This is a genomic window from Vitreoscilla filiformis (assembly GCF_002222655.1).
GTDB lineage: Bacteria > Pseudomonadota > Gammaproteobacteria > Burkholderiales > Burkholderiaceae_C > Ideonella > Ideonella filiformis.
Map to the genome: position 1 here is coordinate 1,339,016 of NZ_CP022423.1, position 25,016 is coordinate 1,364,031.

Here is a 25,016-nt window from a genome sequence, read left to right on the forward strand (position 1 = left end):
CCATGAATCGCTACCCTCTCTGGAAATACCTGCTGCTGGCTTTCACGCTGGTGGTGGGCCTGGTCTACACCCTGCCCAACTTTTTTGGTGAGGCGCCAGCGGTGCAAGTCTCCAGCGGCAAGGCCACGCTGAAGATCGATGCCAAGCTGCAAGAGCGCGTCGAGCAAGCCCTCCAGCAAGCGGGGGTGTCGGCGGTGTATGTGCAGTTTGAAGGCAACTCGGTGCGCGCACGCTTCGCGGACACCGACACCCAAATCAAAGCCAAGGATGCCATTTCCAAGGCACTGAACCCGGATGCAGCCGATCCGAGTTACATCGTGGCGCTCAACTTGGTGCCACGCTCACCGGCTTGGTTGAGCAGCCTGCACGCTTTGCCGATGTACCTGGGGCTGGACTTGCGCGGCGGGGTTCACTTCTTGATGCAAGTGGACATGAAGGCCGCCTTGACCAAGAAGGCCGAGGCGCTGACGGGCGACATCCGCAGCACGCTGCGCGACAAGAACATCCGCCACGCCGGCATCACGCGTGATGGGCAGACGGTGGTGGTCAACTTCCGTGACGCCGCCACCCGCACCACGGCGTTGGGCGTGCTGTCCGATGCCCAGCCCGATGTGGCCTGGACGGAAGTCGCCGCCAGCAACGGTGATTTGGCCCTGAGTGGCACCCTCAAACCGCCTGCCGCTGTGAAGGTGCAAGAAGCGGCGCTCAAGCAGAACATCACCACGTTGCACAACCGGGTGAACGAGTTGGGCGTGGCTGAGCCGGTGATTCAGCAGCAAGGCCTGGATCGCGTCGTGGTGCAACTGCCGGGGGTGCAAGACACCGCCAAGGCCAAGGACATCATCGGTCGCACCGCCACCCTGGAGGTGCGTCTGGTGGACGACTCGCCCGAAGCCGCCGCAGCTGCCGTAGGCGCAGCGCCGGTGCCGTTTGGCACGGAGCGGTATGTTGAGCGGGGCGGTGGCCCGCTGATCGTCAAGCGCCAAGTCATCCTCACCGGGGACAACCTGACGGACGCCCAAGCCGGCTTCGACGACCATCAACAACCGGCCGTGCACCTGACCCTGGACGCCAAAGGCGCCCGCATTTTCCGCGACGTGACGCGTGAAAACGTCAACAAACGCATGGCCATTCTCTTGTTCGAAAAGGGCAAGGGTGAAGTGGTGACGGCACCGGTGATTCGCTCCGAAATCGGTGGCGGGCGCGTGCAGATTTCTGGCCGCATGACCACGCAAGAAGCCAACGATCAAGCGCTGCTGCTGCGTGCGGGTTCGCTGGCTGCGCCGATGGAGATCATCGAAGAGCGCACCATTGGTCCGAGCTTGGGCGCAGACAACATTGAAAAGGGCTTCAAGAGCGTGGTGTGGGGCTTTGCGGCCATCGCCGTGTTCATGTGCCTGTACTACATGCTGTTTGGCCTGTTCTCGTCGCTGGCGTTGGCGTTCAACCTGTTGATGCTGGTGGCGGTGCTGTCGCTGATGCAAGCCACGCTGTCCTTGCCGGGCATTGCGGCCATTGCGTTGGCGCTGGGCATGGCCATTGATGCCAACGTGCTGATCAACGAGCGGGTGCGTGAAGAGCTGCGCAACGGGGCGTCGCCACAAGCGGCCATCCACGCCGGTTACGAACGTGCCTGGGCCACGATTTTGGATTCCAACATCACCACGCTGATTGCCGGTGTGGCCTTGCTGGCCTTTGGGTCGGGCCCGGTGCGCGGTTTTGCCGTGGTGCATTGCCTGGGTATCTTGACCTCGATGTTCTCGGCGGTGATGTTCTCGCGTGGCCTCGTCAACCTGTGGTACGGGCGGCAAAAGCGGCTCAAATCGGTGTCGATTGGCCAGGTGTGGCGCCCGGTGCCGGTGGCCGAGCAGCAGCCCACAGCCTCGTCGGATGCGGCTTGAGCCCGTTGCCCTGAACTGATTCCTGGAGTGGACTGATGGAGTTTTTCCGGATTCGCCGCGACATCCCGTTCATGCGGCATGCGCTGGTGTTCAACCTGATTTCGGCGCTGACCTTCGTGGCGGCAGTGTTTTTCTTGGTGACGCGTGGGTTGCACCTGTCGATCGAGTTCACCGGTGGCACCGTGCTGGAGGTGGCCTATCAGCAAGCGGCTGACCTGGGCAAGGTGCGTCAGGTGGTGGACACCCTGAAACTGGGCGATGTACAGGTGCAAAACTTTGGCACCTCGCGGGATGTGATGATCCGCTTGCCGGTGCGCCAAGGTGTCAAGCAGTCGGAGCTGTCGGCGCAGGTGTTCGGCGCGTTGTGCGCAGCCGAACAAGGCCAGGTGGCGACTCGGCAGTACACCACCCCGCAAGGCGAGCAGGTGAGCCGCCCGGCTTGCACCACGGCAGCAGGTGAGCCGCTGACGCTCTCTCGCACCGAGTTCGTCGGCCCGTCCGTGGGTGATGAGTTGGCCGAAGATGGCGCCAAGGCGCTGCTGTTCGTGGTTGCCGGCATCATGATTTACTTGGCGATCCGCTTCGAGTGGAAGTTCGCCGTGGCCGCCATCGTGGCCAACTTGCACGATGTCATCATCATCTTGGGCTTTTTTGCCTTCTTCCAGTGGGAGTTCTCACTCTCCGTACTGGCAGCGGTGTTGGCGGTGTTGGGCTACTCGGTGAACGAGTCGGTGGTGATCTTTGACCGAATCCGCGAAGCCTTCCGCAAGTACCGCAAGATGACCACCGCCGAGGTCATCAACCACGCCATCACCTCGACCATGAGCCGCACCGTCATCACCCACGGTTCGACGCAGATGATGGTGCTGTCGATGTTGCTGTTTGGTGGCCCGACGCTGCACTACTTTGCCGTGGCCCTGACCATCGGCATTTTGTTTGGCATTTACTCGTCGGTGTTCGTGGCTGCGGCGATTGCCATGTGGCTGGGCGTCAAGCGCGAGGATCTGATCAAGGGGGGGCCGAGCAAGGCGTCCGACCCGGATGATCCGAACGCGGGGGCGGTGGTGTAGATTCCGGCGCCATGGCTGCCGAATTACCCGCAGATGTTTCCTTGGTTGAACGTGCGCGGGTTTTCTTTGTCGACGTTTTTTGCGAAGGGCTGGACACCTGGGCTCCACCTGCGTCGAACGTCGATCCTGAGCTGCAACAGATGCTGTCGGCACACTTGGCCCATTGGCCGGAACAGATGCGCCGACGCATGCACCAGCGGCTGAAAGCGGTGTCCTCGGGCGCGAGCCCCGAGGCGCTGGCAGGAGACGTGCCTGTGTTGGCCGTCTTGCCCCAAGGCGGTTTGGCGCTGGTTGACGAAGAAGCTGTGCAGCTCAGCATCCTGATCTCTCGGCTGTCCTTGGCGATCATGGATCGCTCAACCTGGGAGTATGCGGGGCTTAGGGCACGCGTCACCCGGTTGTTGCAGGTCGATGACCTGCCTGCGGAGGATGTGCTGCGGCCCCAAACCCTGGCGCATTGTTGGTTGCATGCATGGCAGTCGGCTGGTTTGCCACTGCGGGCCTGGCACGCTGCGGAAGACCACTGGCAGCGCCTGTGTGCCAGCCACAGCGAGATGGCCTATGGCCGCACCAATGGCTGGCTGGTGGAGCAAGGGGCGGTTGCGGAGATCGATCTGCGCTCTTTGATTCGCCGCGCCCAAGACCGGGGGCCGGCTGCACTGGCCACCCCCGTTACACCACCGCCTGCGCCTGCCAGCCATGCCAAGGTGTCCCATCGGGCGCCGCCTCCACCGCCGGCCAGCGAACGGCGGGCTGCCGGGGCGGCACCTGGGGGTGGGCTGTCAGGTCGGGGCTTGCCCGCTGCGTTGCAGGGTGGCGGTGGCACTGGCGGTGGTTCGCGTGGGATGGCGGCGGCGCCAGGTTCTGGGGCCCCAGCAGCGGTTCAGGAAGAAACGCGCTTGTTGACGCGCCCTCAAGGTGCCGCGCCTGGAGAGGCCCCTGGGGGGGGCGCACTGCCCCTGGTCAAGCGTTTGAGCGATTTGCTGGAAAAGCAGATCCCGGGTTTTCGGGCGATGGGGCGCAATGTGTCGCCCTCAGAAGCGTTGACCCAGGCCATGCAGCGGGTGCAGCAGCGGCTCCAGCAGTTGCCAGGGGGGACGCAGCATCTGTCGCTTCAAGCAGGGGCGGGCGATTTGGCGCCCATGCTGCGAGAGCTGCAAGCACAAATCCGAGCTGTCAAACAGGCGGCAGGGACACCGCACGAACGAGCCACCGTCGAGCTGGTGGCGCTGATGTTCCAGAGTTTGTTGACCGAGGAAAAAATTCCGGCCGATGTGCGCATCTGGTTTGCTCGCTTGCAGATGCCCACCCTGCGCATCGCGCTGGCCGATGCCGATTTTTTCACCCATGAAGACCATCCCGCACGGCGTTTGATTGATCGCATGGGGGCGTGTGTCATGGGTTTTGAAGGCGACGGCGGCGCTTCCGACCTGAGTTTGGTGGCGGAGATCCGGCGTGTGGTGCAGGTGGTGGAAGCGTTTCCCGAAACGGGCGTGCGCGTGTTCAAAACCGTGCTGCGCGAGTTCGAGCAGTTTTTGGAGGGTTACTACCAAGGGCAGAACGAGGCCATGCGCACCGGCGTGTCGCTGGCGCAGCGCATTGAGCAGCGTGAGGCGCTGGCGGTGCAGTACACCATCGAGCTGCGCAAACGGCTCAGTGATGTGCCCGTCCCTGTGACGGTGCGTGAATTTTTGTTTCACCTTTGGGCGGACGTGTTGGCCACCCAGGCGGTGCGCCATGGCTTGAACAGCGCTGAAGTGCGATGGGCGCGGGAAGTGGCCCTCGACCTCATCTGGCAAGCGGGTGCGAAAACGTCGCAAGAGCAGCGCATGGAGGCGATGCGGCGCTTGCCGGGTTTGTTGGCCGCTTTGCGGCAAGGCATGCAGCTCAGTGGCTTGGACGCTGAACGGCAAACCCAGGTGGTGCAGTCCCTGAGTGTGGCGCTGGCCACGGCATTTGCGGCGCGGGCGCCGGTGTTGAGTGCCGCCCAGTTGGCACAGCTCAAGCAGCGACTCAAAACCATCGACGAGATGATGCCCGACGGCGAGTTGGAGCTGGACGATGCGTGGGTGCTCGATGAAACCAGTCACCAACAAGAGGGCTTGGACATTGTCAGCGACGGGGGCTCTTTGCCCAGTCCGGCGTACTTGGTACGTGCAGCGGAGCTGGCGGTGGGCAGCACCTACACCTTGGAGCATCGGGGGCAGCGCTTGGCCGTGCGCCTGATTTGGCAGGGCATGAACCGGCAATTGACGCTGTTTGCCACGCAAGAAGGAACCTGCTTGCTGTTCCAGCGGTCGCGGTTGGCCGCTTTCTTGCAAGCGGGTTTGCTGGTGCCCGTGCAGGAAGAAACACTCACGGTGCGTGCCGCCCGCCGCGCCATCGATCAGATCAGCGCCGATCCCTCCAAGCTGTTGGGCTAGCGGGTAACGCCTGCTCAGTGAATCAGCCGATCTTCGGGGGTGACGAACAGTTCATCCAAAACGAGCGACTCCGGCTCTTGGCCCAGGCTCCAAAACACCATCAGAATGATGATTTTCAGATCGTCCAGCGCCAGCGGGCCCGGCTCAAAACCGACAGCCGCCAGAGCCCGGTCGATGACACGTTCGCGCAGATCGGACGTTAACCCCCCGGTGTTCTCCAAGAAATGGATGAAGCCAATGCACTCCTCACCCAGGGCGGCTTGCTCTTGCGGCAGATACACGCGCACGCTGTGGGCTTGGGCGGCTTGGGGGGCGATGGGCAGTGCTTCTGAGGGAATGGACGTCGGAGACAAGCCATCCAACCAAGACAGGGCTTCTTGGATGTCATCGGTTTCGAAACCGACCGCCGACAGCTTGCGCCACAGCTGCTCGTGATCCGGGCAGGCATCTGGCCGCCAATAGTTCTCGTAGAGGTAGACCAGGACGTCAAACATGCGGCTGACTATAACCGAGCCGTGCGCTGGAACCAGCCGCCCGGCAGGCGGAGCACTTGGCCGCTCAATTCCAGGCACAGCAACTGCGCTTGTAGTTCGGCAGCCGACAGTTGGGTGCTGGCGGACAGGGCGTCCAGATCCTGCGGAGCTGGTGTCAGCGCTTGGAGGATGGCGTCGGTCTGTGGCGACGTTTCCACCCAAGGCAATGGGGAAGGTGCCTCGGGAGCGGCAGCAGGCGGCGGCGGCAACGAGGTTCCACCGGGGTGGCCGCCCAAGGTCTGCAAGATGTCCGTCACCTCTTCGACGAGCTGGGCCCCTTGTTTGATCAAATGATGGCAGCCCCGGTATTGCGGCACCCGCAGCGGGCCGGGTACAGCAAACACATCGCGCCCCAGATCGGCTGCCAATTGGGCGGTGATGAGCGAGCCGGATGGCAAATTGGCCTCCACCACCAGCACCCCTGTGGCCAATCCGGCGATCAAGCGGTTGCGACGCGGAAATTGCAGCGGCTGCGAAGGTGTGCCCGGCGGAAACTCACTCACGATGGCCCCGTGTTCGGCAATTTGGTGCGCCAAGGCACGGTGCCGATGGGGGTAAACGATGTCGGGCCCGGTGGCAATCACGGCCAGCGTGCCGCCGGGTTCTCGCAGGCTGGCTTCGTGGGCAGCACCGTCGATGCCGATGGCCAAACCGGACAGCACTTGCCACCCTGCTTGGCTGAGTCCCAGTGCGAACTCTCGGGCCAGTGCTTTCCCTTGTGCGGTGCATTGCCGGCTCCCCACGATGGCCACACCCGGCTGAGCCAGGCGCTGACGCTGGCCAGTCAGGTAGAGAAGCACCGGGGCGTCGTGAAGTTGTCGCAGGGGGGCGGGATAGTCGGGATCATCCCAGGTCACGATGTCCCGGGGGGCTGGGCTAGGGGTGTCCAGCCAGCGCCGGGTGCGTGTCAGCGTGGCGGCCCATTCTGGGGGCGTTTGGCCCAGTGCTTGCACGACACTGGGCCCCACCCAATCACGCAGCACATGCGGTGCAGCATCGAAAATGGCGGCAGGGGAACCCAGCGCCTGGAGCAGGCGTCGGGCGGTGACCGGCCCCACGCCCGGGGTCAGGCTCAAGCGCAGCCAGGCGTTCAGGGCGTCGGCATCGGAAAAATCGGTGGGTGTTGGCATGGGGCCTCACCATGCCTCAAGCCCGGGCCTTCAGGGGGCCGTGAAACGCTCACCCACCCGCACCGGATCGTTCGTTTGCAGGATCAGCGCAAACGATGCCCGCTGGTAAACGCGGAACACGAACATCAACCCGCTGCGCTGATCTGGCAGTTGCAGGGTGATGCGGTCGGGTGAAGTGGTGTCCATGCGCTGGCGGCCTGCCCGCCACAGTGCCAGCACATGGCCGCGTTCGACGCCCTGCATCGCCCCTCGATTGAGGATGACGATCTGGTTTTGCCCCGCGTTCAAGCTGTCGCCATAGATGGCAGCCACACGTCCGCTGAGGGGCTGGGCGGGCGCGTGCGGAACGAAGGGGGCTTTGTCGCTGTCGGGTAAGGGCAGCAGGCGGTCGCCCAGCGTGGCTTCTTCACGCAGTTGGGTGATGACCACGGTCGAGGGGTGAACCACCTTGTCGTCCTCGCGCTCGGTGGTGTCTCCCAACGCGGTCACTTGGGCCACCCCCACATGGCGGCCTTCGTAGCCGAGCACGACCCCGTTGTCTGGGTCGATGATTGGCCGTGCGGGGCGGAAAATCTGCCACTGGCGTGCTCCGCTGACATCACCGCGCACATAAGCCTCTTCACCGCGTGACACCAGCATGCGCCCCTCTTGGGTGGCAGCGATGCGCGGGGCCATGGTGAGTTGGTCTTGCTCGAACACCACCGCGTCGTTCAGGAACGGCATGAGCAAATGCATGGGCACCGAGCTGATGGGCAGATCGGTGCTTTCGATTTCACGCACATGGGGGTGCAGTTGGCCGTCACGCGTCCCTGTGTCGACTGGCTGACCAATGGCCAACTTGGCGTAGCCGTCCCCCTTGACCAACACCAGCAGTTGCCCCGGGTAGATCAGATGAGGGTTGCGGATTTGCTCCAAGTTCATGCCCCATAACTCGGGCCAACGCCACGGGGAGCGCAGAAACAAGCTGGAGATGCCCCACAGCGTGTCGCCCCGCTTGACGGTGTAGGAATCGGGCGCATTGGGGGCCAGTTCGCTCAGCGGTACGCCTTGGGAGGCGACTTGCTGGGCGGTGTTGCGCTGCTGTGAGGTCACGGGATAAGGCGGGGCGGCGTGGCTCAGACCTGGAGGCAGCAAAGCCCCCAGGCCAGCGGCCAGGGCCAGCTGACGCCGGGTCAAGGGTACGGACAAGGGTCGGCTCATGAAATGGACACTCCCGGGGGGTGGGGCGAAATGTGGGGGGCGATGCAACAATGCCGCTCAATCCCCCTTGGCTTGTTCGGCATTTTCCTGTTTTGTCATGGCTATGGCTCTGCTTCCCATCCTTCGTTATCCTGATCCTCGTTTACACACGGTGGCTGCGCCTGTCGCGGTTGTTGACGATGAGGTACGCCGTTTGGTGGATGACATGTTCGAGACCATGTACGCCGCCGACGGTCTGGGCCTGGCGGCCACTCAGGTGAATGTGCATCGCCGGGTGATCGTGATCGACATTTCGGAAGAGCGTAACCAGCCCCAGGTGCTGATCAATCCCGAACTGCTGGCTGTGAGCGAGGAAATGCGCGTTGGCAATGAAGGTTGCCTGTCGGTGCCGGCGGTGTTTGACGATGTGCAGCGCCACGCCCGCATCACGGTGCGGGCGCTGGATCGCCAAGGCCAGCCCTGGACGATGGAGGTTGAAGGTCTGGCGGCGGTGTGCGTGCAGCATGAAATGGATCATTTGGCGGGCAAAGTGTTCGTCGAATACCTTAGCCCGCTCAAGCGCGAGCGCATCAAAACCAAGATGCTGAAAAAGACACGCGAAGAGCAAAAAGACCAAAAAGACGCCAAATTGGCCAAGCGACGCTGAACAACGGGGGATTCATGAGCACAACACCCCGTTTGCGCGTCGCCTTTGCTGGGACGCCCGAGTTTGCCGCCGTGGCTTTGGCCGATCTTTTGGCTGCTGGTTTTACCGTGCCGCTGGTGCTGACCCAGCCCGACCGCCCCGCCGGTCGGGGCATGAAACTCACGCCTTCGCCCGTCAAAGCGCTGGCGCTGCAACACGGCATTCCGGTGGCGCAGCCGCGCAGCTTGCGGCTGGATGGCAAGTTCCCAGAGGAAGCCGCCGCCGGTCGTGCGGCGTTGGACGCTGCCGGCGCCGATGTGCTGGTGGTGGCGGCCTACGGGCTGATCCTGCCGGCGTGGGTGTTGGCGCATCCGCGCTTGGGGTGTTTGAACATCCACGGTTCGTTGTTGCCGCGCTGGCGTGGTGCGGCGCCTATCCACCGCGCCATTGAGGCCGGGGATGCCGAAACCGGCATCGCCATCATGCAAATGGACGAAGGGCTGGACACGGGCGCCGTGATCGCCCAACACGCCGAGCCGATCCGCACCGAGGACACCACCGCCACCTTGCACGACCGTCTGGCTGCTTTGGGCGGGCGCCTTATGGTGTCGGTGTTGCAGCGTGCTGAGTTGGGCGATGCCCTGGCCGCGCAACCGCAACCCAGCGCCGGTGTGTGTTACGCCCACAAAATCGAGAAGGCCGAAAGCACCATCGATTGGGCGCTGCCCGCCGCGCAGATCGAACGCCGCATGCGGGCCTTCGATCCGTTTCCGGGGGCCAGCTTTCAGTGGCAGGGCGAGTCCGTCAAGCTGTGGCAAGCGCGGGTCGTGGCGCTTCAGGCGCCGGCGGTGGCGGGCACGGTGGTGCAGGTGTCGTCGGATGGGCTGGTGATTGCCTGCGGCCAAGACGCTTTGCAACTGACGCAAGTGCAGCGCCCGGGAGGCAAACGCCAGCCCGTCAGCGCGCTGTTGCAGGCCCGGCCTGTTGAGGTTGGACACGTTTTAGGCGCCGCCGCTTGAACTGGGTGGGCAGGGGCATCATCTAAGGGCCATCGCTGGCATCACGCAGAGGAGGATCGTCCCCATGTTCAACCTGATGAAAACCGCCATCCTGATGGCTGCCATCACCGCACTGTTCATGGCGGTGGGGGCTTTCTTGGGCGGACAGGCCGGGATGATGCTGGCGCTGCTGGTGGCGCTGGGCATGAATGTCTTCAGTTACTGGTTCTCCGACCAGATGGTGCTGAAGATGTACGACGCCCAAGAAGTGGACGAAACCAGCGCCCCGCACTTCTACCGCATGGTGCGTGAGCTGGCACAGCGCGCCGAGCTGCCCATGCCGCGTGTGTACATCATCAACGAGGCGGCGCCCAATGCGTTTGCCACGGGCCGCAACCCCGAGCACGCGGCCGTCGCGGCGACCACGGGCATCCTGGAAGTGTTGTCCGAGCGGGAATTGCGAGGGGTCATGGCGCACGAGCTGGCGCATGTGAAACACCGCGACATCCTCATTTCCACCATCAGCGCCACGATGGCGGGGGCCATTTCCATGCTGGCCAACTTTGCCGTGTTCTTTGGGGGGCGCGATGAGGAAGGCAAACCGGTGAACCCGATCGCCGGCTTGTTGGTGATGCTGCTGGCTCCGCTGGCAGCCAGTTTGATTCAAATGGCCATCAGCCGGGCGCGTGAGTTCGAAGCCGATCGTGGGGGCGCCGAGATCTGTGGGGATCCGCGTGCGTTGGCGTCGGCGTTGGACAAGATTCACCGCTACGCCCTGGGCATCCCGTTCGACACCACCGAGCGGCACCCCGAAACCGCGCAGATGATGATTTTGAACCCGCTGTCGGCTGAGGGGCTGAAGGGGTTGTTCTCAACCCACCCTGCCACCGAAGAACGCATCGCCCGGTTGCTGGCGCTGGCGCAGCGCAGGTGAAACACCGCAGTTCTGCACAGAGGGTGTGCAGAGATGCGGCTGGCTGTGCTGGGTGCCGACCGGCATCCGCCGCCAGAATCCACAGATGACTGTTTCGCTGGATTCTCAACCGATGTGGCGTCACCCCGCGTTTGCCGACGGGGTGCGTGAAATGGCCGGTGTGGCCATTGGCCTGGGTGCCTGGGGCCTGGTGACGGGCGTGGCCATGGTGAAAAGTGGCCTGGGCGTGCCGCTGTCCGTGATGATGTCGCTGCTGGTGTTTGCGGGCAGCGCGCAACTGGCTTCGCTGCCGCTGCTGGCGGCGGGCGCGCCGCTGTGGGTGGTGTGGGCCACGGCGTTTTGCGTCAACCTGCGCTTCGTCATCTTCAGCGCGGGTTGGCGCAACTACTTCGGTTCGTTGCCGCAGCGGCGGCGCATCGTGCTGGGCTACTTCACCACCGACTTGAATTACGTCTGTTTCCTGCGCCGCTACCCCGATCAGCGCCCACAGGAAGGCCAAGAGCCCTACTTTTGGGGCGGCGTGTTGGTGAACTGGGTGGCGTGGCAGGTGTTGTCGATGCTGGGCATCGTGCTGGCCGATGTCATCCCCACCGCCTGGGGCCTGGGTTTCGCCGGCACGCTGGCGCTGGTGGGGTTGACGGGTTCGCTGCTGAAAGACCGGGCCACCTGGGTGGCCGCAGCGGTGGCGGGTTGCGCATCGGTGGCGGCGTATGCGCTGCCGTTCAAACTCAACATCGTGGTGTCGATTGCGGTGGCGGTGGCCTTGGGGGTGTTGATGGATCACCAAGCGCGGGCGCTCAAGTCCCAAGGGGAGGTCTGAGATGGCCGATTTGCCGTGGTATCCCATCGTCGCCATCCTCGGATTAGCGGGGGTGACGTTGCTGTCACGCTCCTTTTTCCTCATTCCGGAGCGCGAGGTGCCCATCCCGGGCTGGTTGAAGGAAGCGTTGCGTTACGCCCCGCTGGCGGCGTTGGCGGCGGTGGTGGTGCCGGAAACTTTCCTCACCCAGGGCCATTTGTTGGACACCTGGCGTGATCCGCGCCCCTACGCCGCATTGGCGGGGGCGCTGTGGTACTGGCGTTCACGCGGGATGCTGGGCACCATCCTGTGCGGCACGGCGGTGCTGTTGGTGCTCAAGCTGGGGTTGGGGTGGTGAAGGGCGACAATGGGCGGTTTTTGTTCGTTCCATTGCCATAGCCAAGAGACAAGATCATGAATGTCATCCGCTTCTCTGACCTGATTGCCCAAGGCCAAGTCGCTGGCAAGCGCGTGTTCATCCGCGCTGACCTGAACGTGCCGCAAGACGACGCCGGCAACATCACCGAAGACACCCGCGTGCGCGCCAGCGTGCCCTGCGTGAAGATGGCCCTGGAAGCCGGCGCCGCCGTGATGGTGACCAGCCACCTGGGCCGCCCGACCGAAGGCGAATTCAAGCCCGAAGACACCCTGGCCCCCGTGGCCGCCCGCATGAGCGAGCTGCTGGGCCGCGAAGTCAAGCTGGTGCAAAACTGGGTGGACGGCGTGGACGTCGCGCCCGGCGAGGTGGTGCTGCTGGAAAACTGCCGCGTCAACAAGGGTGAGAAGAAGAACAAGGAAGACCTGGCGCAAAAGATGGCCGCCCTGTGCGACATCTTCGTCCATGACGCTTTTGGTACCGCCCACCGCGCCGAAGCCTCCACCTACGGCATCGCCCAATTCGCTAAGGTGGCCTGCGCCGGCCCGCTGCTGGCCGCTGAAATCGACGCCATTTCCAAGGCGCTGGCCAACCCGAAGCGCCCGCTGGTGGCCATCGTGGCCGGTTCCAAGGTGAGCACCAAGTTGACCATCCTGCAAGCCTTGTCGAGCAAGGTGGACGGCCTGATCGTCGGTGGCGGCATCGCCAACACCTTCATGCTGGCGGCGGGTTTGAAGATCGGCAAGAGCTTGGCCGAGCCGGGCCTGCTGGATGAAGCCAAGGCCGTGATCGCCGCTCTGGCTGCCCGTGGCGCCGAAGTGCCCATCCCCGTGGATGTCGTGTGCGCCAAGACCTTCGCCGCCGACGCTGAAGCCACCGTCAAGGCCGCCACCGACGTGGCCGACGATGATCTGATTCTGGACATCGGCCCCAAGACGGCTGCCATCCTGGCCGAGAAACTCAAGGCCGCTGGCACCATCGTCTGGAACGGCCCGGTCGGTGTGTTCGAGTTTGACGCCTTCGCCAACGGCACCGAAACCCTGGCGCGTGCCATCGCCGAGTCGGATGCGTTCAGCATCGCCGGTGGCGGCGACACCCTGGCCGCCATCGCCAAGTACGGCATCGAAAAGGACGTGGGTTACATCTCCACCGGCGGCGGCGCCTTCCTCGAAGTGCTGGAAGGCAAGACGCTGCCGGCGTTTGAGATTCTGAGCCAGCGCGCTGCGGGCTGAATTTTCCGCCAGGGGCATGTCGTCCCCTTACCCCGGCCCTTCTCCCCCCAAGGGGAGAGGGAGAAATGCCTTCAAAGCCCCTCGCCCCTTGTGGGAGAGGGGTTGGGGTGAGGGGGGATGCGTCGCCAAACACACCGACATGTGAGGCTTGACGAAACACAGGCACCGCTTTGACGCAGATCGCAGCGGCGCGGCATCGCATCATGCTAATTTTGCATGGCGGCACGAATTGCCAGGATGTGAAAGGTTGTGCGCGATAACCTCGCGCCTCCCTTGGAGACAACCCGGAAAAACCCCATGCCCCAGCACGATTTGACCCCCGCCGAACAAGCCCTGCGCGATGCCGCCCTCGAATACCACCGCGCTCCGACACGCGGCAAGATCGCCGTCACGCCGACCAAACCGCTGGTCAACCAGCGTGACCTGAGCCTGGCTTATTCGCCCGGTGTGGCTTATGCCTGCCTGGCCATTGAAGAAAACCCCGCCCTGGCCGCCGACTACACCAGCCGCGCCAACCTCGTCGGCGTGGTGACCAACGGCACCGCCGTGCTCGGCCTGGGCAACATCGGCCCGTTGGCGGGCAAGCCGGTGATGGAGGGCAAGGGCTGTCTGTTCAAGAAGTTCGCGGGCGTCGATGTGTTCGACATCGAATTGGCGGAAAACGACCCGGACAAGCTGGTCGAAATCATCGCCGCGCTGGAGCCGACGCTGGGTGGCGTCAACCTGGAAGACATCAAGGCGCCCGAGTGCTTCTACATCGAGCGCAAGCTGCGCGACCGCATGAACATCCCCGTGTTCCATGACGATCAGCACGGCACCGCCATCATCTCCAGCGCCGCGCTGCTCAACGGCCTGGAACTGGTGGGCAAGAAGATCGACGAAGTGAAGGTGGCCGTGTCCGGCGCCGGCGCTGCGGCCATTGCCTGCCTGGATTTGATGGTCAGCCTGGGCGTGAGCCTCGGCAACGTTTATGTGTGCGATTCCAAGGGCCTGATCCAAAGCGAGCGCGCCGACGCGCTGGCTGGCAAGCTGGACGAATCGAAGCAGCGTTACTGCCAGAAGACCGATGCGCGCACCCTGGCCGATGTGGTCAACGGCGCGGACGTGTTCCTGGGTTGCTCCGCCGCTGGCACGCTCACCGCCGACATGGTGAAAACCATGGCCGCGAACCCGCTCATCTTGGCGCTGGCCAACCCCGAGCCGGAAATTCGCCCCGAGCTGGCCAAGGCCGTGCGCCCGGATTGCATCATCGCCACGGGCCGTTCGGACTATCCGAACCAAGTGAACAACGTCCTGTGCTTCCCCTACATCTTCCGGGGCGCGTTGGACTGCGGCGCCACCCGCATCACCGAAGCCATGAAGCTGGCCTGCGTGCGCGAGATCGCCGCCCTGGCCAAGGCCGAAGCCTCGGACGAGGTGGCTGCCGCTTACGTCGGCAAGGATTTGAAGTTCGGCCCGGAATACCTCATCCCGACGCCGTTTGACGAGCGTTTGATTTTGCGCATCGCCCCGGCTGTGGCCCAAGCCGCCGCCGAAAGCGGCGTCGCCACCCGCCCGATTGCCGATCTGGAAGCTTATCGGGACAGCCTGGGTGTCTACGTCTACCAAACCGGCATGTTCATGCGCCCGGTGTTTGCCGCCGCCAAGGCGCAACCGGCCCGCGTGATCTACGCCGAAGGCGAAGACGAGCGCGTGCTGCGCGCCGTGCAAGCGGTGTTGGACGAAGGTTTGGCCAAACCGATTCTGGTGGGCCGCCCGGATGTGATCGTGGCTCGCGCCGAGCGGGCAGGCTTGCGCCTCAAGCCGGGGGTTGATTTTGAAATCGTCAACCCGGAGAACGATCCGCGCTTCCGCGATTGCTGGGAAACCTACCACCGCCTGATGGGCCGCGATGGCGTGTCGCCGGAAGCCGCCAAGGCCGCCGTGCGCCGCTCGACGACACTGATTTCCAGCCTGCTGCTGAAGCGCGGCGACGCCGACGCCATGCTGTGCGGCTTGCATGGGCGCTTCGACACCCACTTTGACTACGTCAAGCAAGTCATCGGTGCCAAGCCCGGCACGACGACGATGGCGACGATGAACGCGCTGATGCTCGACCAGCACACGCTGTTCATCACCGATACCTTCGTCAACGATGTGCCGACCGCCGAAGAACTGGCCGAAATCGCCCACATGGCGGCAGAAGAAGTGCGTCGCTTCGGCGTGCCGCCCAAGGTGGCGTTCTTGAGCCACTCGATGTTTGGCACCTCGAACCGTCCGAGCGCCAAGCGCATGCGCGCCGCCCGCGATCTGTTCGTGCAACGCGCCCCGGACATCGAGTGCGACGGCGAAATGCACGGCGATGCCGCCCTGTCCGAGCACATCCGCACCAACATCCTGCCGGACAGCACTCTCAAGGGATCGGCCAACCTGTTGGTGCTGCCGAACATCGATGCGGCCAACATCTTGTTCAACGTGTTGAAGGTGACGGCGGGCCAAAACGTCACCGTCGGCCCGATGCTGTTGGGTGCGGCCAAGCCGGCGCACATCCTCAGCCCCTCGGCGACGATGCGCCGCGTGGTCAACATGACCGCCCTGGCCGTGGCCGACGTGGCTGCCGCTCGCAGCAAGGCTTGAGCGAGGTGTAACTGGGTTTCAGCCGTCACCCGATTGAAACCCAGGCGGGGCGTCGGCTGCGCATAATCGGCGCTCCCGCACTTGATCACATTGGAGACATTTATGCCACGCGCCACCAAAATCGTTGCCACCCTGGGCCCCGCATCCAGCGATGCGGTGGTGTTGGAGCGGCTGCTGCGGGCGGGGGTGGACGTGGTGCGTCTCAACTTCAGCCACGGCACCGCGCAGGATCACATCAACCGCGCCAAGCTCGTGCGGGAGTGTGCGCACCGGGTGGGCAAACCCGTGGCGCTGATGGCCGATTTGCAGGGCCCCAAAATCCGCGTCGGCAAGTTTTCCGAAGGCAAGGTGATGCTGGAGAACGGCGCCGCCTTCGTGCTGGATGGGGATCGCACCGAACTCGGCGACGTTCATGGCGTTGGCCTCGATTACAAAGAGCTGCCGCGCGACGTGCGCCCCGGCGACACGCTGTTGCTCAACGATGGCCTGATCGTGTTGACCGTGGACCGCGTGCAGGGCGAGCAGGTGCATACCACGGTAAAAATCGGCGGTGAGCTGTCCAACAACAAGGGCATCAACAAACAAGGTGGCGGCCTGACCGCCCCGGCCCTGACCGCCAAGGACATGGACGACATCAAAACCGCCATGTCCTTCCAGTGTGATTACCTGGCGGTGAGCTTCCCCAAAAGCGCCACCGACATGGAAATGGCCCGCCAACTCGCCAACGTGGCCGGCGAGCCGTGGCGCCACAAGCCGGCGATGATCGCCAAAATTGAGCGCTCCGAAGCCATTCCGCAACTGGAAGCCATCTTGAAGGCCAGCGACGGCATCATGGTGGCGCGTGGCGATCTGGCGGTGGAAGTCGGCAACGCGGCGGTGCCGGCGCTGCAAAAGAAAATGATTCGGCTGGCGCGGGAGATGGACAAAATCGCCATCACCGCCACGCAGATGATGGAATCGATGATCCACAACCCGGTGCCCACCCGCGCCGAGGTCAGCGACGTGGCCAACGCCGTGCTGGACGGCACCGACGCAGTGATGCTGTCCGCCGAGACCGCCGCCGGCAAATACCCGGTGGAAACGGTGGAATACATGGCCGCCATCGCCCTGGAGGCCGAGCGTGCCGAAGAAGTGCGCTTGGATGCCGACTTCACCAACAAGAAGTTCGCCCGCATCGACCAATCCATCGCCATGGCGGCGCTGTTCACGGCGCACCACCAAGGCTGCAAGGCCATCATCGCCCTGACCGATTCGGGCTCGACCGCGCTGTGGATGAGCCGCTACAACGTCCACGTCCCGATTTTTGGCTTGACCAGCAAACTGCGTTCGCAGGCGCGCATGGCGCTGTACCGCAACGTGCGCCCGCTGCTCATCCCCGAGTTCAGCGACCGGGAGCAAGCCCTGGCCGCAGCGGAAAAAGAGCTGGTGGCGCGCAGCGTGCTGCGCCCCGGCGACACCTACGCCATCACCTGCGGCGAACCGATGGGCTACCCGGGCGGCACCAACATGCTCAAGGTGTGCCGCGTCCCTTGATGGAAGTCAGGGTGCCATGTGGTGGCTCGCTAGAATCTAACGGTTACGGCGCGGTTACAGCGCCGTGTCCCTGACACACGATTTGTTCCAACCTCTGGGGTCTTCCATGCCACTCGTCTCGATGCGCCAACTGCTGGATCATGCCGCCGAAAACGGCTACGGCATTCCGGCTTTCAACGTCAACAACCTGGAACAGGTTCAGGCCGTGATGGCTGCGGCTGACGAAGTCGGCGCACCTGTCATCCTGCAAGCCAGTGCTGGCGCTCGCAAGTATGCTGGCGAGCCCTTCATCAAGCACCTGATCCAGGCCGCCGCCGAGATGTACCCCCACATCCCGCTGGTGATGCACCAAGACCACGGTACCAGCCCGAAAATCTGCGCCGGCGCGCTGGATCTGGGTTTCGGCTCGGTGATGATGGACGGCTCGCTGCGTGAAGACGGCAAGACCCCCGCCGATTTCGCCTACAACGTGGACGTGACCCGCCAAGTGGTGGCCATGGCCCACAAGATCGGCGCCACCGTCGAAGGCGAATTGGGCTGCCTGGGCTCGCTGGAAACCGGTGAAGCCGGTGAAGAAGACGGCGTCGGCGCCGTCGGTAAGTTGGATCACAGCCAGATGCTGACCGATCCGGAAGAAGCCGCCCGCTTCGTGCAAGAAACCCAACTGGACGCGCTGGCGATTGCCATCGGCACCAGCCACGGCGCCTACAAGTTCACCCGCCCGCCCACCGGCGACGTGCTGGCGATCTCGCGTGTGAAGGAAATCAACGCCCGCATCCCCAACACCCACCTGGTGATGCACGGTTCGTCCTCCGTGCCGCAAGAGCTGCTGGCCATCATCAACCAGTACGGCGGCAAGATGAAGGAAACCTACGGCGTGCCCATCGCCGAGATCCAAGAAGCCATCAAGTACGGCGTGCGCAAGATCAACATCGACACCGACATCCGTCTGGCGATGACCGGTGCCGTGCGCAAGTTCATGGCCGAGTACCCGGACAAGTTCGACGCCCGCGAGTGGCTCAAGCCCGCCCGCGAAGCCGCCAAAGCGGTGTGCAAGCAGCGTTACATCGAGTTCGGCTGCGAAGGCCAAGCCGGCAAAATCAAGGGCATCACCCTGGTTGATATGGCTGCCGCCTACGCTGCCGGCCAACTGGCGCAGAAGGTGTTGTAAACCACACGGCGGACGCCACACCACCAAAGGGACGTGCCAGGCACGTCCTTTTTTTTTGCCTGTGGGGTGGCTGCGCGAATGTCGCAAGTGCCACACCGTCGCCGGTGCAAACGTGACGAAACGCAGACGCCAAGTGGCGTGTGACGATGGCACGATCAATGCGTGAGGTGGCGCCATGAGCACAACCCCCTCACCTGCACCGCACCGGGCCATCCTGTGCCACTTCGACGGCTACAGCGCCGCGTTGCTGTTCGCCCGCTGGGCCGATGGCAGCTTGCTGTGGCCCGTCCCCTTGCCTGCCGATGCCGTGTCAGCCGACGACATCGGCGTGCCCAACGATGGGGAGGCGCTGCGCCAGCGCGTCGTCGCCCAGCTCGGCGTGAACGATGCCGACGTGGTGTGCCTGCCCGAGTTTGACGAAGGTTTTCGCGGCGCCGATGGCAGCGAGGGACGTGTTCACCTGCTCAGGTTCACCACCTTTGAGGCCCCAGCAGCGGCGATCGAACCCGCTGGCGGCACGTTCAGACACCTGCCCGCCCTGCGTGGCTGCGACCGGGGCGAGCTGGCACTGTTGCGCGAGGTCTTCAACCTCTTGGTCGGGGGCAACGCCCGGCGCTGAGGCTTGGCGCAGAGCATGGGGGCTGGCCGGGCAGGAAAGCGCCTGCCTCCCTACAATTCGGGGCTGTTTTGCCTGGAACCGCCATGAACAACGCTCTGCACGAAAGCTCCCTGCACTCCCTGCCGCTGCTGGCACGCGGCAAGGTGCGCGACAACTACGCCGTCGGCACCGACCGCATCTTGATGATCGCCAGCGATCGCCTCTCGGCCTTCGACGTGGTGATGGGCGAGCCGATCCCCGGCAAGGGCGCGCTGCTGACGAAAATGGCGCTGTTCTGGTTTGACAAACTCGGCCACGTCGTGCCCAACCATTTGACGGGGGACGATCCGCTGTCCGTGGTCGCCGCCGACGAAGTGGCGCAAGTCACCGACCGCGCCATGCTGGTCAAGCGCCTGAAGCCGCTGCCGGTGGAAGCCGTGGTGCGCGGCTACTTGGCGGGTTCGGGTTGGAAGGAATACCAAGAAAGCCAAGAAGTGTGCGGCGAGAAGCTGCCGGCTGGGCTGAAGAACGCCTCCAAGCTGCCCGCGCCGATTTTCACCCCAGCCACCAAGGCCGAAATGGGCGAGCACGACGAGAACATCTCGTTCGCCCGCATGTGCGAAATCGTTGGCACCGAGCTGGCCGAGAAGGTGCGCGAAGTGTCGATCCGCCTGTACTCGGAGGCTGCCGCGTTTGCGCTGACCAAGGGCATCATCATTGCCGACACCAAGTTCGAATTCGGCCTGGATGACGCTGGCACGCTCACGCTGATGGACGAAGTGTTGACGCCGGATTCGTCGCGCTACTGGCCGGTCGAGGGCTACCAAGAAGGCGTGAACCCGCCGAGCTACGACAAGCAGTTTGTGCGCGACTGGCTGGAGCAAGCCACCGTGGACGGCCAACCCTGGGGCAAAACCGCACCCGCGCCCGCACTGCCCACCGAGGTGATCGAGCACACGGCGGCCAAGTACCGCGAGGCGCTGGAACGTCTCACCGCCTGATCGGCATCACCTGGCGCCCCAACCGGCATGGCCTCCCGACTGATCCAGCGTCTCGAACAGCAGATCGCCCAATGTGACGATCCGCTGGCGCTCGAATGCCTCAAAGCCGAGCGCATCGGCGTGTTGGCGCGCCACGGCTTGTTGGACGAAGCCCGAGCCGGCCTACAGAGTGTGCGGCAGCAAAACCAGCGTCTGCGCCGTGTGCGCCTGGCGGGGTGGATTGCCTTGGTCGAAGGGCTGATTGACCATTTCGAGTCGCTGGCCCCGTCGGCGGCCTTGCACTTCGAACAAGCTTACAAACATGCGGTGCGTGCTCGCGATGTCGAGGTGCAAGCGCTGGCCATGGCTTGGTTGTCGATCAGCAGTTTGAACGCTTCGGCGCTGGAAACCTTTGCGTCGCAAATCGCGCAGGCGATTCATCTGGCGCGGCCAGAGCACCATGCTGTTTGGGCGCGTGTCGGCCTGGTGTTGGGGGATACCTACCGCTTTGCCGGCGATGAATCCAGTGCTTTGCGCTGGTACGCCCGAGCGCGGCAAGCGGCGGCCATGGAGGGTGATGCTTCCATGATGAGCGCTTTTTTGCACAACCAATCGGCCATGCGTTCAGCCAGCATCGGACTGGACGACGCCACCGGCCAGTGCGACGCCGACGCCGCGCAGCGCGCTTTGCTGGAGGCCGAGTCTTCGGCCAACTACGATGGCGGGGCGGGTTCGGCGGCCTTGCAAGCCATGATGCCCGTGGTGCGAGCGCAGTTGCTGGTGGTGTTGGGGCGGTTTGGGGAAGCCTTGGGGCTGTACGACACCCATTTGCGCCAAGCCAGTGCCCAAGGATTGGCCCACCGTGAGGCGCGTTTCCTGGCCGACCGGGCCTGGTGTCTGTACAACTTGGCCCAGCCCGAGGCGGCGCGGCTGGATGCACAGCGCGCCTTGTGCGCCCTGAGTGCGCTCTACGATGCCGACGACCGAGCTGCCGTCCATGGGCGGTTGGCCCAGGTGTTTGCGGGGTTGGGCGAGGCGGCTTCGGCGGCAGAGCAGCGCCAGTCGGCGCAAACGGCCCTGGCCGAACATCGGGCCGAGCAAGCCCGTTGGCGCCACGCGCTGGGCGCGGCGCTCGGCGATGTCTGAAAACCCCCGTGCGTCTGGGGCCGATCAGCAGTTCCAGGCCATGCTGAGTTTGCGCCGGTAGCTGTCCAGCACCGGATCGTTGGGCGTGACGGCGAGTTTGCCCGCCAGTTCCAGCGTCGGCTTGCCGCCGGTGGCATCGGCGCTGGGCTTGGGGGCGGGCTTGGTCATCAGATCCAAGATGGCCACGTAGGTTTTGCGGGCGGCTTCTTGGTTCCACGTCTTGTCGCGCATGAGGATTTCCAGCAGCTCGTCCATGGCCTCGGTGAGTTTGCCGGCGGCGAAGCGCTTTTGCGCCAGTTCGAAGCGTGCAGCAAAGTCCCGGCGGTTGGCGGCGATGGCGGCGCTCAATGCCTCGTCGCTGCGCGCCACCAGGTTGGCTTCGGCGGCTTCGATCCAGCGCTCGATGGTGGTGAAACGGCTGTCCGCCAGCGCCCGGTGTGCGACTTGATCGAACGCCCCACGGGCTTGCACCACCCGCGCCGGCTCGGTGCGCGACAGGCCCAGCAACACCTTGAAGTAATCGAGCCAGGCGGTGTCGTTGGTGGGGTCGGCTTCGGCGGCGGCGGCGAGTTTGTCCACCAAGTCGTGGATGTCCGACGGGCCCGAGGGCGGGGCGTGTTCGGCCACTTCCTCTTCGGCGGGGGCCTCGTCGATTGGGGCTGCATCGGCCAGGTGCTTGGCGAGGAATTCGCGGATTTGCGCTTCAGGGATCGCCCCCACGAAGCCATCCACAGGTTGCCCTTGCGCGAACATCACGCAGAACGGGATCGAGCGCACGCCGAACATTTGGCTGAGTTGGCCGGCGATCTCAGGTTGTTCGTCGCTGTTGAGCTTGGCCAGCACGAACGCGCCAGCGTATTCGGTCTCCAGCTTTTCCAGCACCGGGCCCAGGCTCTTGCAGGGGCCGCACCAGGGCGCCCAGATGTCGAGCAGCACCGGTTGGTGCATGGAGGCTTCGATCAGCTCGGTTTGCAGGTTTTCCAGGGTGATGTCGATCATGATGGCTTGCGGGAGAAGAAATCGGGGGCGCAGCGGGCCGGAAACAAGCGCAGCCTAAAATCGCGGGTTTTGTCAGGAGCTTCTAGCCGTGAACAGCGCCTCGCCCGTGGTGGGCATCGTCATGGGTTCGTCCAGTGACTGGGACACCATGAAGGCCGCCGCCCAGATTCTCGCCGAGTTCGGCGTCCCCTATGAAGCGCGTGTGGTCTCGGCCCATCGGATGCCCGATGACATGTTTGCCTATGCCGACAGCGCACAAAGCCGGGGGCTGGTGGCCATCATCGCGGGTGCGGGCGGTGCCGCGCACCTGCCCGGCATGCTGGCCGCCAAGACCGTCGTGCCCGTGCTGGGTGTGCCGGTGGCCAGCCGTCATCTGCAAGGGGTGGACTCGCTGCACTCGATTGTGCAAATGCCCAAGGGCATCCCGGTGGCGACCTTCGCCATCGGCAACGCCGGAGCCGCCAACGCGGCGCTGTTCGCCGTGGCCATGCTGGCCACCGGCAACGATGCGCTGCGCACCCAACTCGAAGCCTTCCGCACGCGCCAAACGGCAGCGGCCCGGGCGATGACCCAGGATTTGAAATGAGCGTCGCACCTCGTCTGCTGTTGCCCGGGCACGCCACGCTCGGGGTGATGGGGGGGGGCCAACTGGGCCGCATGTTCGTTCACGCAGCCCAAGCCATGGGGTATCGCACGGCGGTGCTCGATCCGGATTCGGCCAGCCCGGCGGGGTTGGTGTCGCACCAGCATGTGCGCACCGCCTATGCGGATGCGGACGGCTTGGCCGCGTTGATCGAGTCGGCTGACGCCATCACCACTGAGTTCGAAAACGTGCCTGCCGTGGCCTTGCGAGCGCTGGCCGAGCGCCGTCCGGTGGCCCCGTCGGGGGACGTGGTGGCCATTTGCCAAGACCGTGCAGCAGAAAAAGCCCACTTCGTGGCGGCTGGCGTGGCGTGCGCGCCCTATGCCGTGATCGAGACCGCTGAACAGCTCGCTGCCGTGCCGGACGCGCTGCTGCCCGGCATCCTCAAAACCGCCCGCCTGGGTTATGACGGCAAAGGCCAAATTGGCGTGGCCACACGCGAAGAGCTGATCGCTGCGTGGGCGCTGCTGGGTCAGGTGCCGTGTGTGCTGGAGCAGCGCTTGGCGTTGCACTTGGAGCTGAGTGTCATCGTGGCGCGTGGTGCCGATGGGGCGCTGGTGAACTTCCCGGTGCAGCAAAACCTGCACCGCGACGGCATTTTGGCGGTGACCCAAGTGCCTGCCCCCGATGTCAGCCCCGCGCTGGCGGAGGAGGCGGCGCGTTGTGCGGGCCAGATCGCAGCGCAGATGGGCTACGTTGGGGTGTTGTGCGTGGAGTTTTTTGTGGTGCGCACCGAGTCGGGTTTGCGCCTGGTGGCCAACGAAATGGCCCCGCGCCCGCACAACTCGGGCCACTACACCATCGATGCGTGCGACGTGTCGCAGTTCGAATTGCAAGTGCGCACGCTGACCGCACTGCCGCTGGTGGCACCGCGCCTGCATTCACCGTGTGTCATGCTGAACCTGTTGGGGGACTTGTGGTTTGACGCCGAAGGGCGCGAGCGCACACCCTGCTGGGATGCGGTGTTGGCCCTGCCCGGCACCCACCTGCATCTGTATGGCAAGGCCAGCGCCCGCCCGGGGCGCAAAATGGGCCACCTGACCCTGACGGGTGCCAGCTTGGCCACTGTGCGGGCCACGGCGTTGCGGGTGTGCAGCTTGCTGGGCCTGCCCAGCGACGGGTTGGTTTGATGCGCTGCCCCTCGCTGCAAGCCGCCGCCCAGCGTCTGGCGCAGGGGGCGTTGTTGGCCTTTCCAACAGAAACCGTGTACGGCCTGGGTGCCCGGGCCGATGACGATGCAGCGGTGGCGCGCATCTTCGAAGCCAAGGGCCGGCCCGCCGATCACCCGCTGATCGTGCATGTGGCGGACATCGCTGGGGCGCGTCAGTTTGCAGCCGACTGGCCGGAATCCGCCCAGCGATTGGCCCAAGCTTTTTGGCCCGGGCCGGTGACGGTGATCGTGCCGCGCCAGCCGGGCGTGGCCACGGCGGCGGCTGGGGGGCAATCCACGGTCGGCCTGCGCTGCCCGGCGCACGACGTGGCCTTGGCCTTGTTGAAAGAGGCCGCTCAACTGGGCGTGCCCGGTGTGGCTGGCCCGAGTGCCAACCGGTTTGGCCGCGTCAGCCCGACCACGGCGGCCCACGTCGAAGCCGAATTTGGCGAGGCGGTGCCGGTGTTGGACGGGGGCGCGTGCCAAGTCGGCATCGAATCGACCATCATCGATTGCAGCCGCGAGCGGCCCGTGCTGTTGCGCCCAGGGGTGTTGGCGCGTGAAGCGTTGGAAACCGTGCTGGGCCAGCCTTTGGGCGAACGCGACGCCGCCGCGCCACGCGCATCGGGCACCTTGGCCTCGCACTATGCCCCGACGGCGCGGGTGCGTTTGCTTTCGCCGGCGCAGTTGCGTGCGGCGTGGGCCGATCCGTCCATCCCGCCGGGGGCGGTGGCGTTGTATGTGCGTACGGTGGCTGTCCCCGATGCCGTCGCCACCTGGCCGGTGTTGCACATGCCCGAAGCCGCCGACGCCGCCGCACACGACTTGTTCGCGGCCCTGCGTACGCTGGACGCCTGCGGCGCCCAGCAGATTTGGATCGAGAGCCCGCCCGACGAGCCCGCATGGGAAGGCGTGCGCGATCGCCTACAACGAGCCGCCGCCTGACTGGGGCGCTGGCA

The 25,016-nt window shown here is 64.6% G+C and carries 22 protein-coding genes; 18 read left to right on the top strand and 4 right to left on the bottom strand.

All coding sequences use genetic code 11. The annotated features are described in order from the left end of the window. Positions 1–2 precede the first annotated feature (2 nt). Genes secD through VITFI_RS06350 form a run of 3 tightly spaced genes read left to right on the top strand, consistent with a single transcriptional unit; the run spans position 3 to position 5,394 of the window. Entirely contained in the window at positions 3–1,901 is a 1,899-nt protein-coding gene (gene secD / locus VITFI_RS06340; RefSeq protein WP_089416259.1) for a protein translocase subunit SecD, read from the top strand. A gap of 35 nt (positions 1,902–1,936) precedes the next feature. Further along, positions 1,937–2,971, top strand: a complete 1,035-nt coding sequence (secF, locus tag VITFI_RS06345; protein WP_089416260.1) for a protein translocase subunit SecF — start codon at positions 1,937–1,939, stop codon at positions 2,969–2,971. An 11-nt stretch (positions 2,972–2,982) separates the two neighbouring features. Continuing rightward, positions 2,983–5,394: a DUF1631 family protein gene (locus VITFI_RS06350; RefSeq protein WP_089416261.1), complete on the top strand. Its 2,412-nt coding sequence runs from the start codon at positions 2,983–2,985 to the stop codon at positions 5,392–5,394. Positions 5,395–5,408: 14 nt separating this feature from the next. Here VITFI_RS06350 and VITFI_RS06355 read toward each other — a convergent pair whose 3' ends face one another. From VITFI_RS06355 to VITFI_RS06365, 3 genes are read right to left on the bottom strand one after another with little or no spacing between them, the layout of a single operon-like run. Next, positions 5,409–5,888 carry a DUF494 family protein gene (locus VITFI_RS06355; RefSeq protein WP_089416262.1) on the bottom strand — a complete coding sequence of 160 codons (480 nt, stop codon included), beginning with the start codon at positions 5,886–5,888 and terminating at the stop codon, positions 5,409–5,411. A gap of 8 nt (positions 5,889–5,896) precedes the next feature. Then, on the bottom strand, positions 5,897–7,057 hold the full coding sequence (gene dprA / locus VITFI_RS06360; protein ID WP_089416263.1) for a DNA-processing protein DprA: 1,161 nt from the start codon (positions 7,055–7,057) through the stop codon (positions 5,897–5,899). A 30-nt stretch (positions 7,058–7,087) separates the two neighbouring features. Continuing rightward, the gene (locus VITFI_RS06365) at positions 7,088–8,257 is read right to left on the bottom strand and encodes a LysM peptidoglycan-binding domain-containing protein (protein ID WP_089416264.1); all 1,170 of its coding nucleotides are present in this window, start codon (positions 8,255–8,257) and stop codon (positions 7,088–7,090) included. Between the two features lie 103 nt (positions 8,258–8,360). Between VITFI_RS06365 and def the strand changes: the two genes are divergently transcribed. The 12 genes from def to VITFI_RS06425 all read left to right on the top strand — a co-directional run bounded on the left by def (position 8,361) and on the right by VITFI_RS06425 (position 21,265). Then, positions 8,361–8,903 carry a peptide deformylase gene (gene def, locus VITFI_RS06370; protein WP_089416265.1) on the top strand — a complete coding sequence of 181 codons (543 nt, stop codon included), beginning with the start codon at positions 8,361–8,363 and terminating at the stop codon, positions 8,901–8,903. 32 nt (positions 8,904–8,935) lie between these two features. Further along, entirely contained in the window at positions 8,936–9,901 is a 966-nt protein-coding gene (gene fmt, locus VITFI_RS06375) for a methionyl-tRNA formyltransferase (RefSeq protein WP_089416266.1), read from the top strand. 64 nt (positions 9,902–9,965) lie between these two features. Then, the gene (htpX, locus tag VITFI_RS06380; protein WP_089416267.1) at positions 9,966–10,814 is read left to right on the top strand and encodes a zinc metalloprotease HtpX; all 849 of its coding nucleotides are present in this window, start codon (positions 9,966–9,968) and stop codon (positions 10,812–10,814) included. An 85-nt stretch (positions 10,815–10,899) separates the two neighbouring features. After that, a complete protein-coding gene (locus VITFI_RS06385) occupies positions 10,900–11,634 on the top strand; it encodes an AzlC family ABC transporter permease (protein ID WP_089416268.1) in 735 nt (244 codons plus the stop codon). 1 nt (position 11,635) lies between these two features. Beyond that, entirely contained in the window at positions 11,636–11,971 is a 336-nt protein-coding gene (locus VITFI_RS06390; protein WP_089416269.1) for an AzlD domain-containing protein, read from the top strand. A 56-nt stretch (positions 11,972–12,027) separates the two neighbouring features. Continuing rightward, entirely contained in the window at positions 12,028–13,221 is a 1,194-nt protein-coding gene (locus VITFI_RS06395) for a phosphoglycerate kinase (RefSeq protein ID WP_089416270.1), read from the top strand. 297 nt (positions 13,222–13,518) lie between these two features. Beyond that, positions 13,519–15,837: an NADP-dependent malic enzyme gene (locus VITFI_RS06400; RefSeq protein ID WP_089416271.1), complete on the top strand. Its 2,319-nt coding sequence runs from the start codon at positions 13,519–13,521 to the stop codon at positions 15,835–15,837. 102 nt (positions 15,838–15,939) lie between these two features. After that, complete coding sequence (pyk, locus tag VITFI_RS06405; RefSeq protein WP_089416272.1) at positions 15,940–17,370, top strand: pyruvate kinase; 1,431 nt, start codon at positions 15,940–15,942, stop codon at positions 17,368–17,370. Between the two features lie 106 nt (positions 17,371–17,476). After that, positions 17,477–18,541 carry a class II fructose-bisphosphate aldolase gene (fba, locus tag VITFI_RS06410; RefSeq protein ID WP_089416273.1) on the top strand — a complete coding sequence of 355 codons (1,065 nt, stop codon included), beginning with the start codon at positions 17,477–17,479 and terminating at the stop codon, positions 18,539–18,541. Between the two features lie 175 nt (positions 18,542–18,716). Further along, positions 18,717–19,160, top strand: coding sequence for a hypothetical protein (locus VITFI_RS06415; protein WP_089416274.1), 444 nt, complete (start codon positions 18,717–18,719; stop codon positions 19,158–19,160). Between the two features lie 83 nt (positions 19,161–19,243). Then, positions 19,244–20,140 (top strand): phosphoribosylaminoimidazolesuccinocarboxamide synthase, encoded by an 897-nt coding sequence (locus VITFI_RS06420; protein ID WP_089416275.1) that lies wholly within the window; start codon positions 19,244–19,246, stop codon positions 20,138–20,140. 27 nt (positions 20,141–20,167) lie between these two features. Then, positions 20,168–21,265, top strand: coding sequence for a hypothetical protein (locus tag VITFI_RS06425; RefSeq protein ID WP_089416276.1), 1,098 nt, complete (start codon positions 20,168–20,170; stop codon positions 21,263–21,265). Between the two features lie 24 nt (positions 21,266–21,289). Here the strand turns inward: VITFI_RS06425 and VITFI_RS06430 are convergent, their stop codons facing one another. Beyond that, a complete protein-coding gene (locus tag VITFI_RS06430) occupies positions 21,290–22,264 on the bottom strand; it encodes a tetratricopeptide repeat protein (RefSeq protein WP_089416277.1) in 975 nt (324 codons plus the stop codon). A gap of 121 nt (positions 22,265–22,385) precedes the next feature. Here VITFI_RS06430 and purE point away from each other — a divergent pair, with 121 nt between their 5' ends. The 3 genes from purE to VITFI_RS06445 are packed head-to-tail and all read left to right on the top strand — an operon-like array spanning position 22,386 to position 25,002. Then, positions 22,386–22,850, top strand: a complete 465-nt coding sequence (gene purE / locus VITFI_RS06435; protein WP_089417996.1) for a 5-(carboxyamino)imidazole ribonucleotide mutase — start codon at positions 22,386–22,388, stop codon at positions 22,848–22,850. Continuing rightward, the gene (locus VITFI_RS06440) at positions 22,847–24,037 is read left to right on the top strand and encodes a 5-(carboxyamino)imidazole ribonucleotide synthase (RefSeq protein ID WP_089416278.1); all 1,191 of its coding nucleotides are present in this window, start codon (positions 22,847–22,849) and stop codon (positions 24,035–24,037) included. The genes purE and VITFI_RS06440 overlap by 4 nt, the downstream gene beginning before the upstream one ends. Beyond that, positions 24,037–25,002: an L-threonylcarbamoyladenylate synthase gene (locus VITFI_RS06445; RefSeq protein WP_089416279.1), complete on the top strand. Its 966-nt coding sequence runs from the start codon at positions 24,037–24,039 to the stop codon at positions 25,000–25,002. The genes VITFI_RS06440 and VITFI_RS06445 overlap by 1 nt, the downstream gene beginning before the upstream one ends. Positions 25,003–25,016 lie beyond the last annotated feature (14 nt).

Coding starts and splice junctions, on each gene's coding strand:
- secD (WP_089416259.1), top strand. CDS start 3: ATGAATCGCTACCCTCTCTGGAAATACCTGCTGCTGGCTTTCACGCTG.
- secF (WP_089416260.1), top strand. CDS start 1,937: ATGGAGTTTTTCCGGATTCGCCGCGACATCCCGTTCATGCGGCATGCG.
- VITFI_RS06350 (WP_089416261.1), top strand. CDS start 2,983: ATGGCTGCCGAATTACCCGCAGATGTTTCCTTGGTTGAACGTGCGCGG.
- VITFI_RS06355 (WP_089416262.1), bottom strand. CDS start 5,888: ATGTTTGACGTCCTGGTCTACCTCTACGAGAACTATTGGCGGCCAGAT.
- dprA (WP_089416263.1), bottom strand. CDS start 7,057: ATGCCAACACCCACCGATTTTTCCGATGCCGACGCCCTGAACGCCTGG.
- VITFI_RS06365 (WP_089416264.1), bottom strand. CDS start 8,257: ATGAGCCGACCCTTGTCCGTACCCTTGACCCGGCGTCAGCTGGCCCTG.
- def (WP_089416265.1), top strand. CDS start 8,361: ATGGCTCTGCTTCCCATCCTTCGTTATCCTGATCCTCGTTTACACACG.
- htpX (WP_089416267.1), top strand. CDS start 9,966: ATGTTCAACCTGATGAAAACCGCCATCCTGATGGCTGCCATCACCGCA.
- VITFI_RS06385 (WP_089416268.1), top strand. CDS start 10,900: ATGACTGTTTCGCTGGATTCTCAACCGATGTGGCGTCACCCCGCGTTT.
- VITFI_RS06390 (WP_089416269.1), top strand. CDS start 11,636: ATGGCCGATTTGCCGTGGTATCCCATCGTCGCCATCCTCGGATTAGCG.
- VITFI_RS06395 (WP_089416270.1), top strand. CDS start 12,028: ATGAATGTCATCCGCTTCTCTGACCTGATTGCCCAAGGCCAAGTCGCT.
- VITFI_RS06400 (WP_089416271.1), top strand. CDS start 13,519: ATGCCCCAGCACGATTTGACCCCCGCCGAACAAGCCCTGCGCGATGCC.
- pyk (WP_089416272.1), top strand. CDS start 15,940: ATGCCACGCGCCACCAAAATCGTTGCCACCCTGGGCCCCGCATCCAGC.
- fba (WP_089416273.1), top strand. CDS start 17,477: ATGCCACTCGTCTCGATGCGCCAACTGCTGGATCATGCCGCCGAAAAC.
- VITFI_RS06415 (WP_089416274.1), top strand. CDS start 18,717: ATGAGCACAACCCCCTCACCTGCACCGCACCGGGCCATCCTGTGCCAC.
- VITFI_RS06420 (WP_089416275.1), top strand. CDS start 19,244: ATGAACAACGCTCTGCACGAAAGCTCCCTGCACTCCCTGCCGCTGCTG.
- VITFI_RS06425 (WP_089416276.1), top strand. CDS start 20,168: ATGGCCTCCCGACTGATCCAGCGTCTCGAACAGCAGATCGCCCAATGT.
- VITFI_RS06430 (WP_089416277.1), bottom strand. CDS start 22,264: ATGATCGACATCACCCTGGAAAACCTGCAAACCGAGCTGATCGAAGCC.
- purE (WP_089417996.1), top strand. CDS start 22,386: ATGGGTTCGTCCAGTGACTGGGACACCATGAAGGCCGCCGCCCAGATT.
- VITFI_RS06440 (WP_089416278.1), top strand. CDS start 22,847: ATGAGCGTCGCACCTCGTCTGCTGTTGCCCGGGCACGCCACGCTCGGG.
- VITFI_RS06445 (WP_089416279.1), top strand. CDS start 24,037: ATGCGCTGCCCCTCGCTGCAAGCCGCCGCCCAGCGTCTGGCGCAGGGG.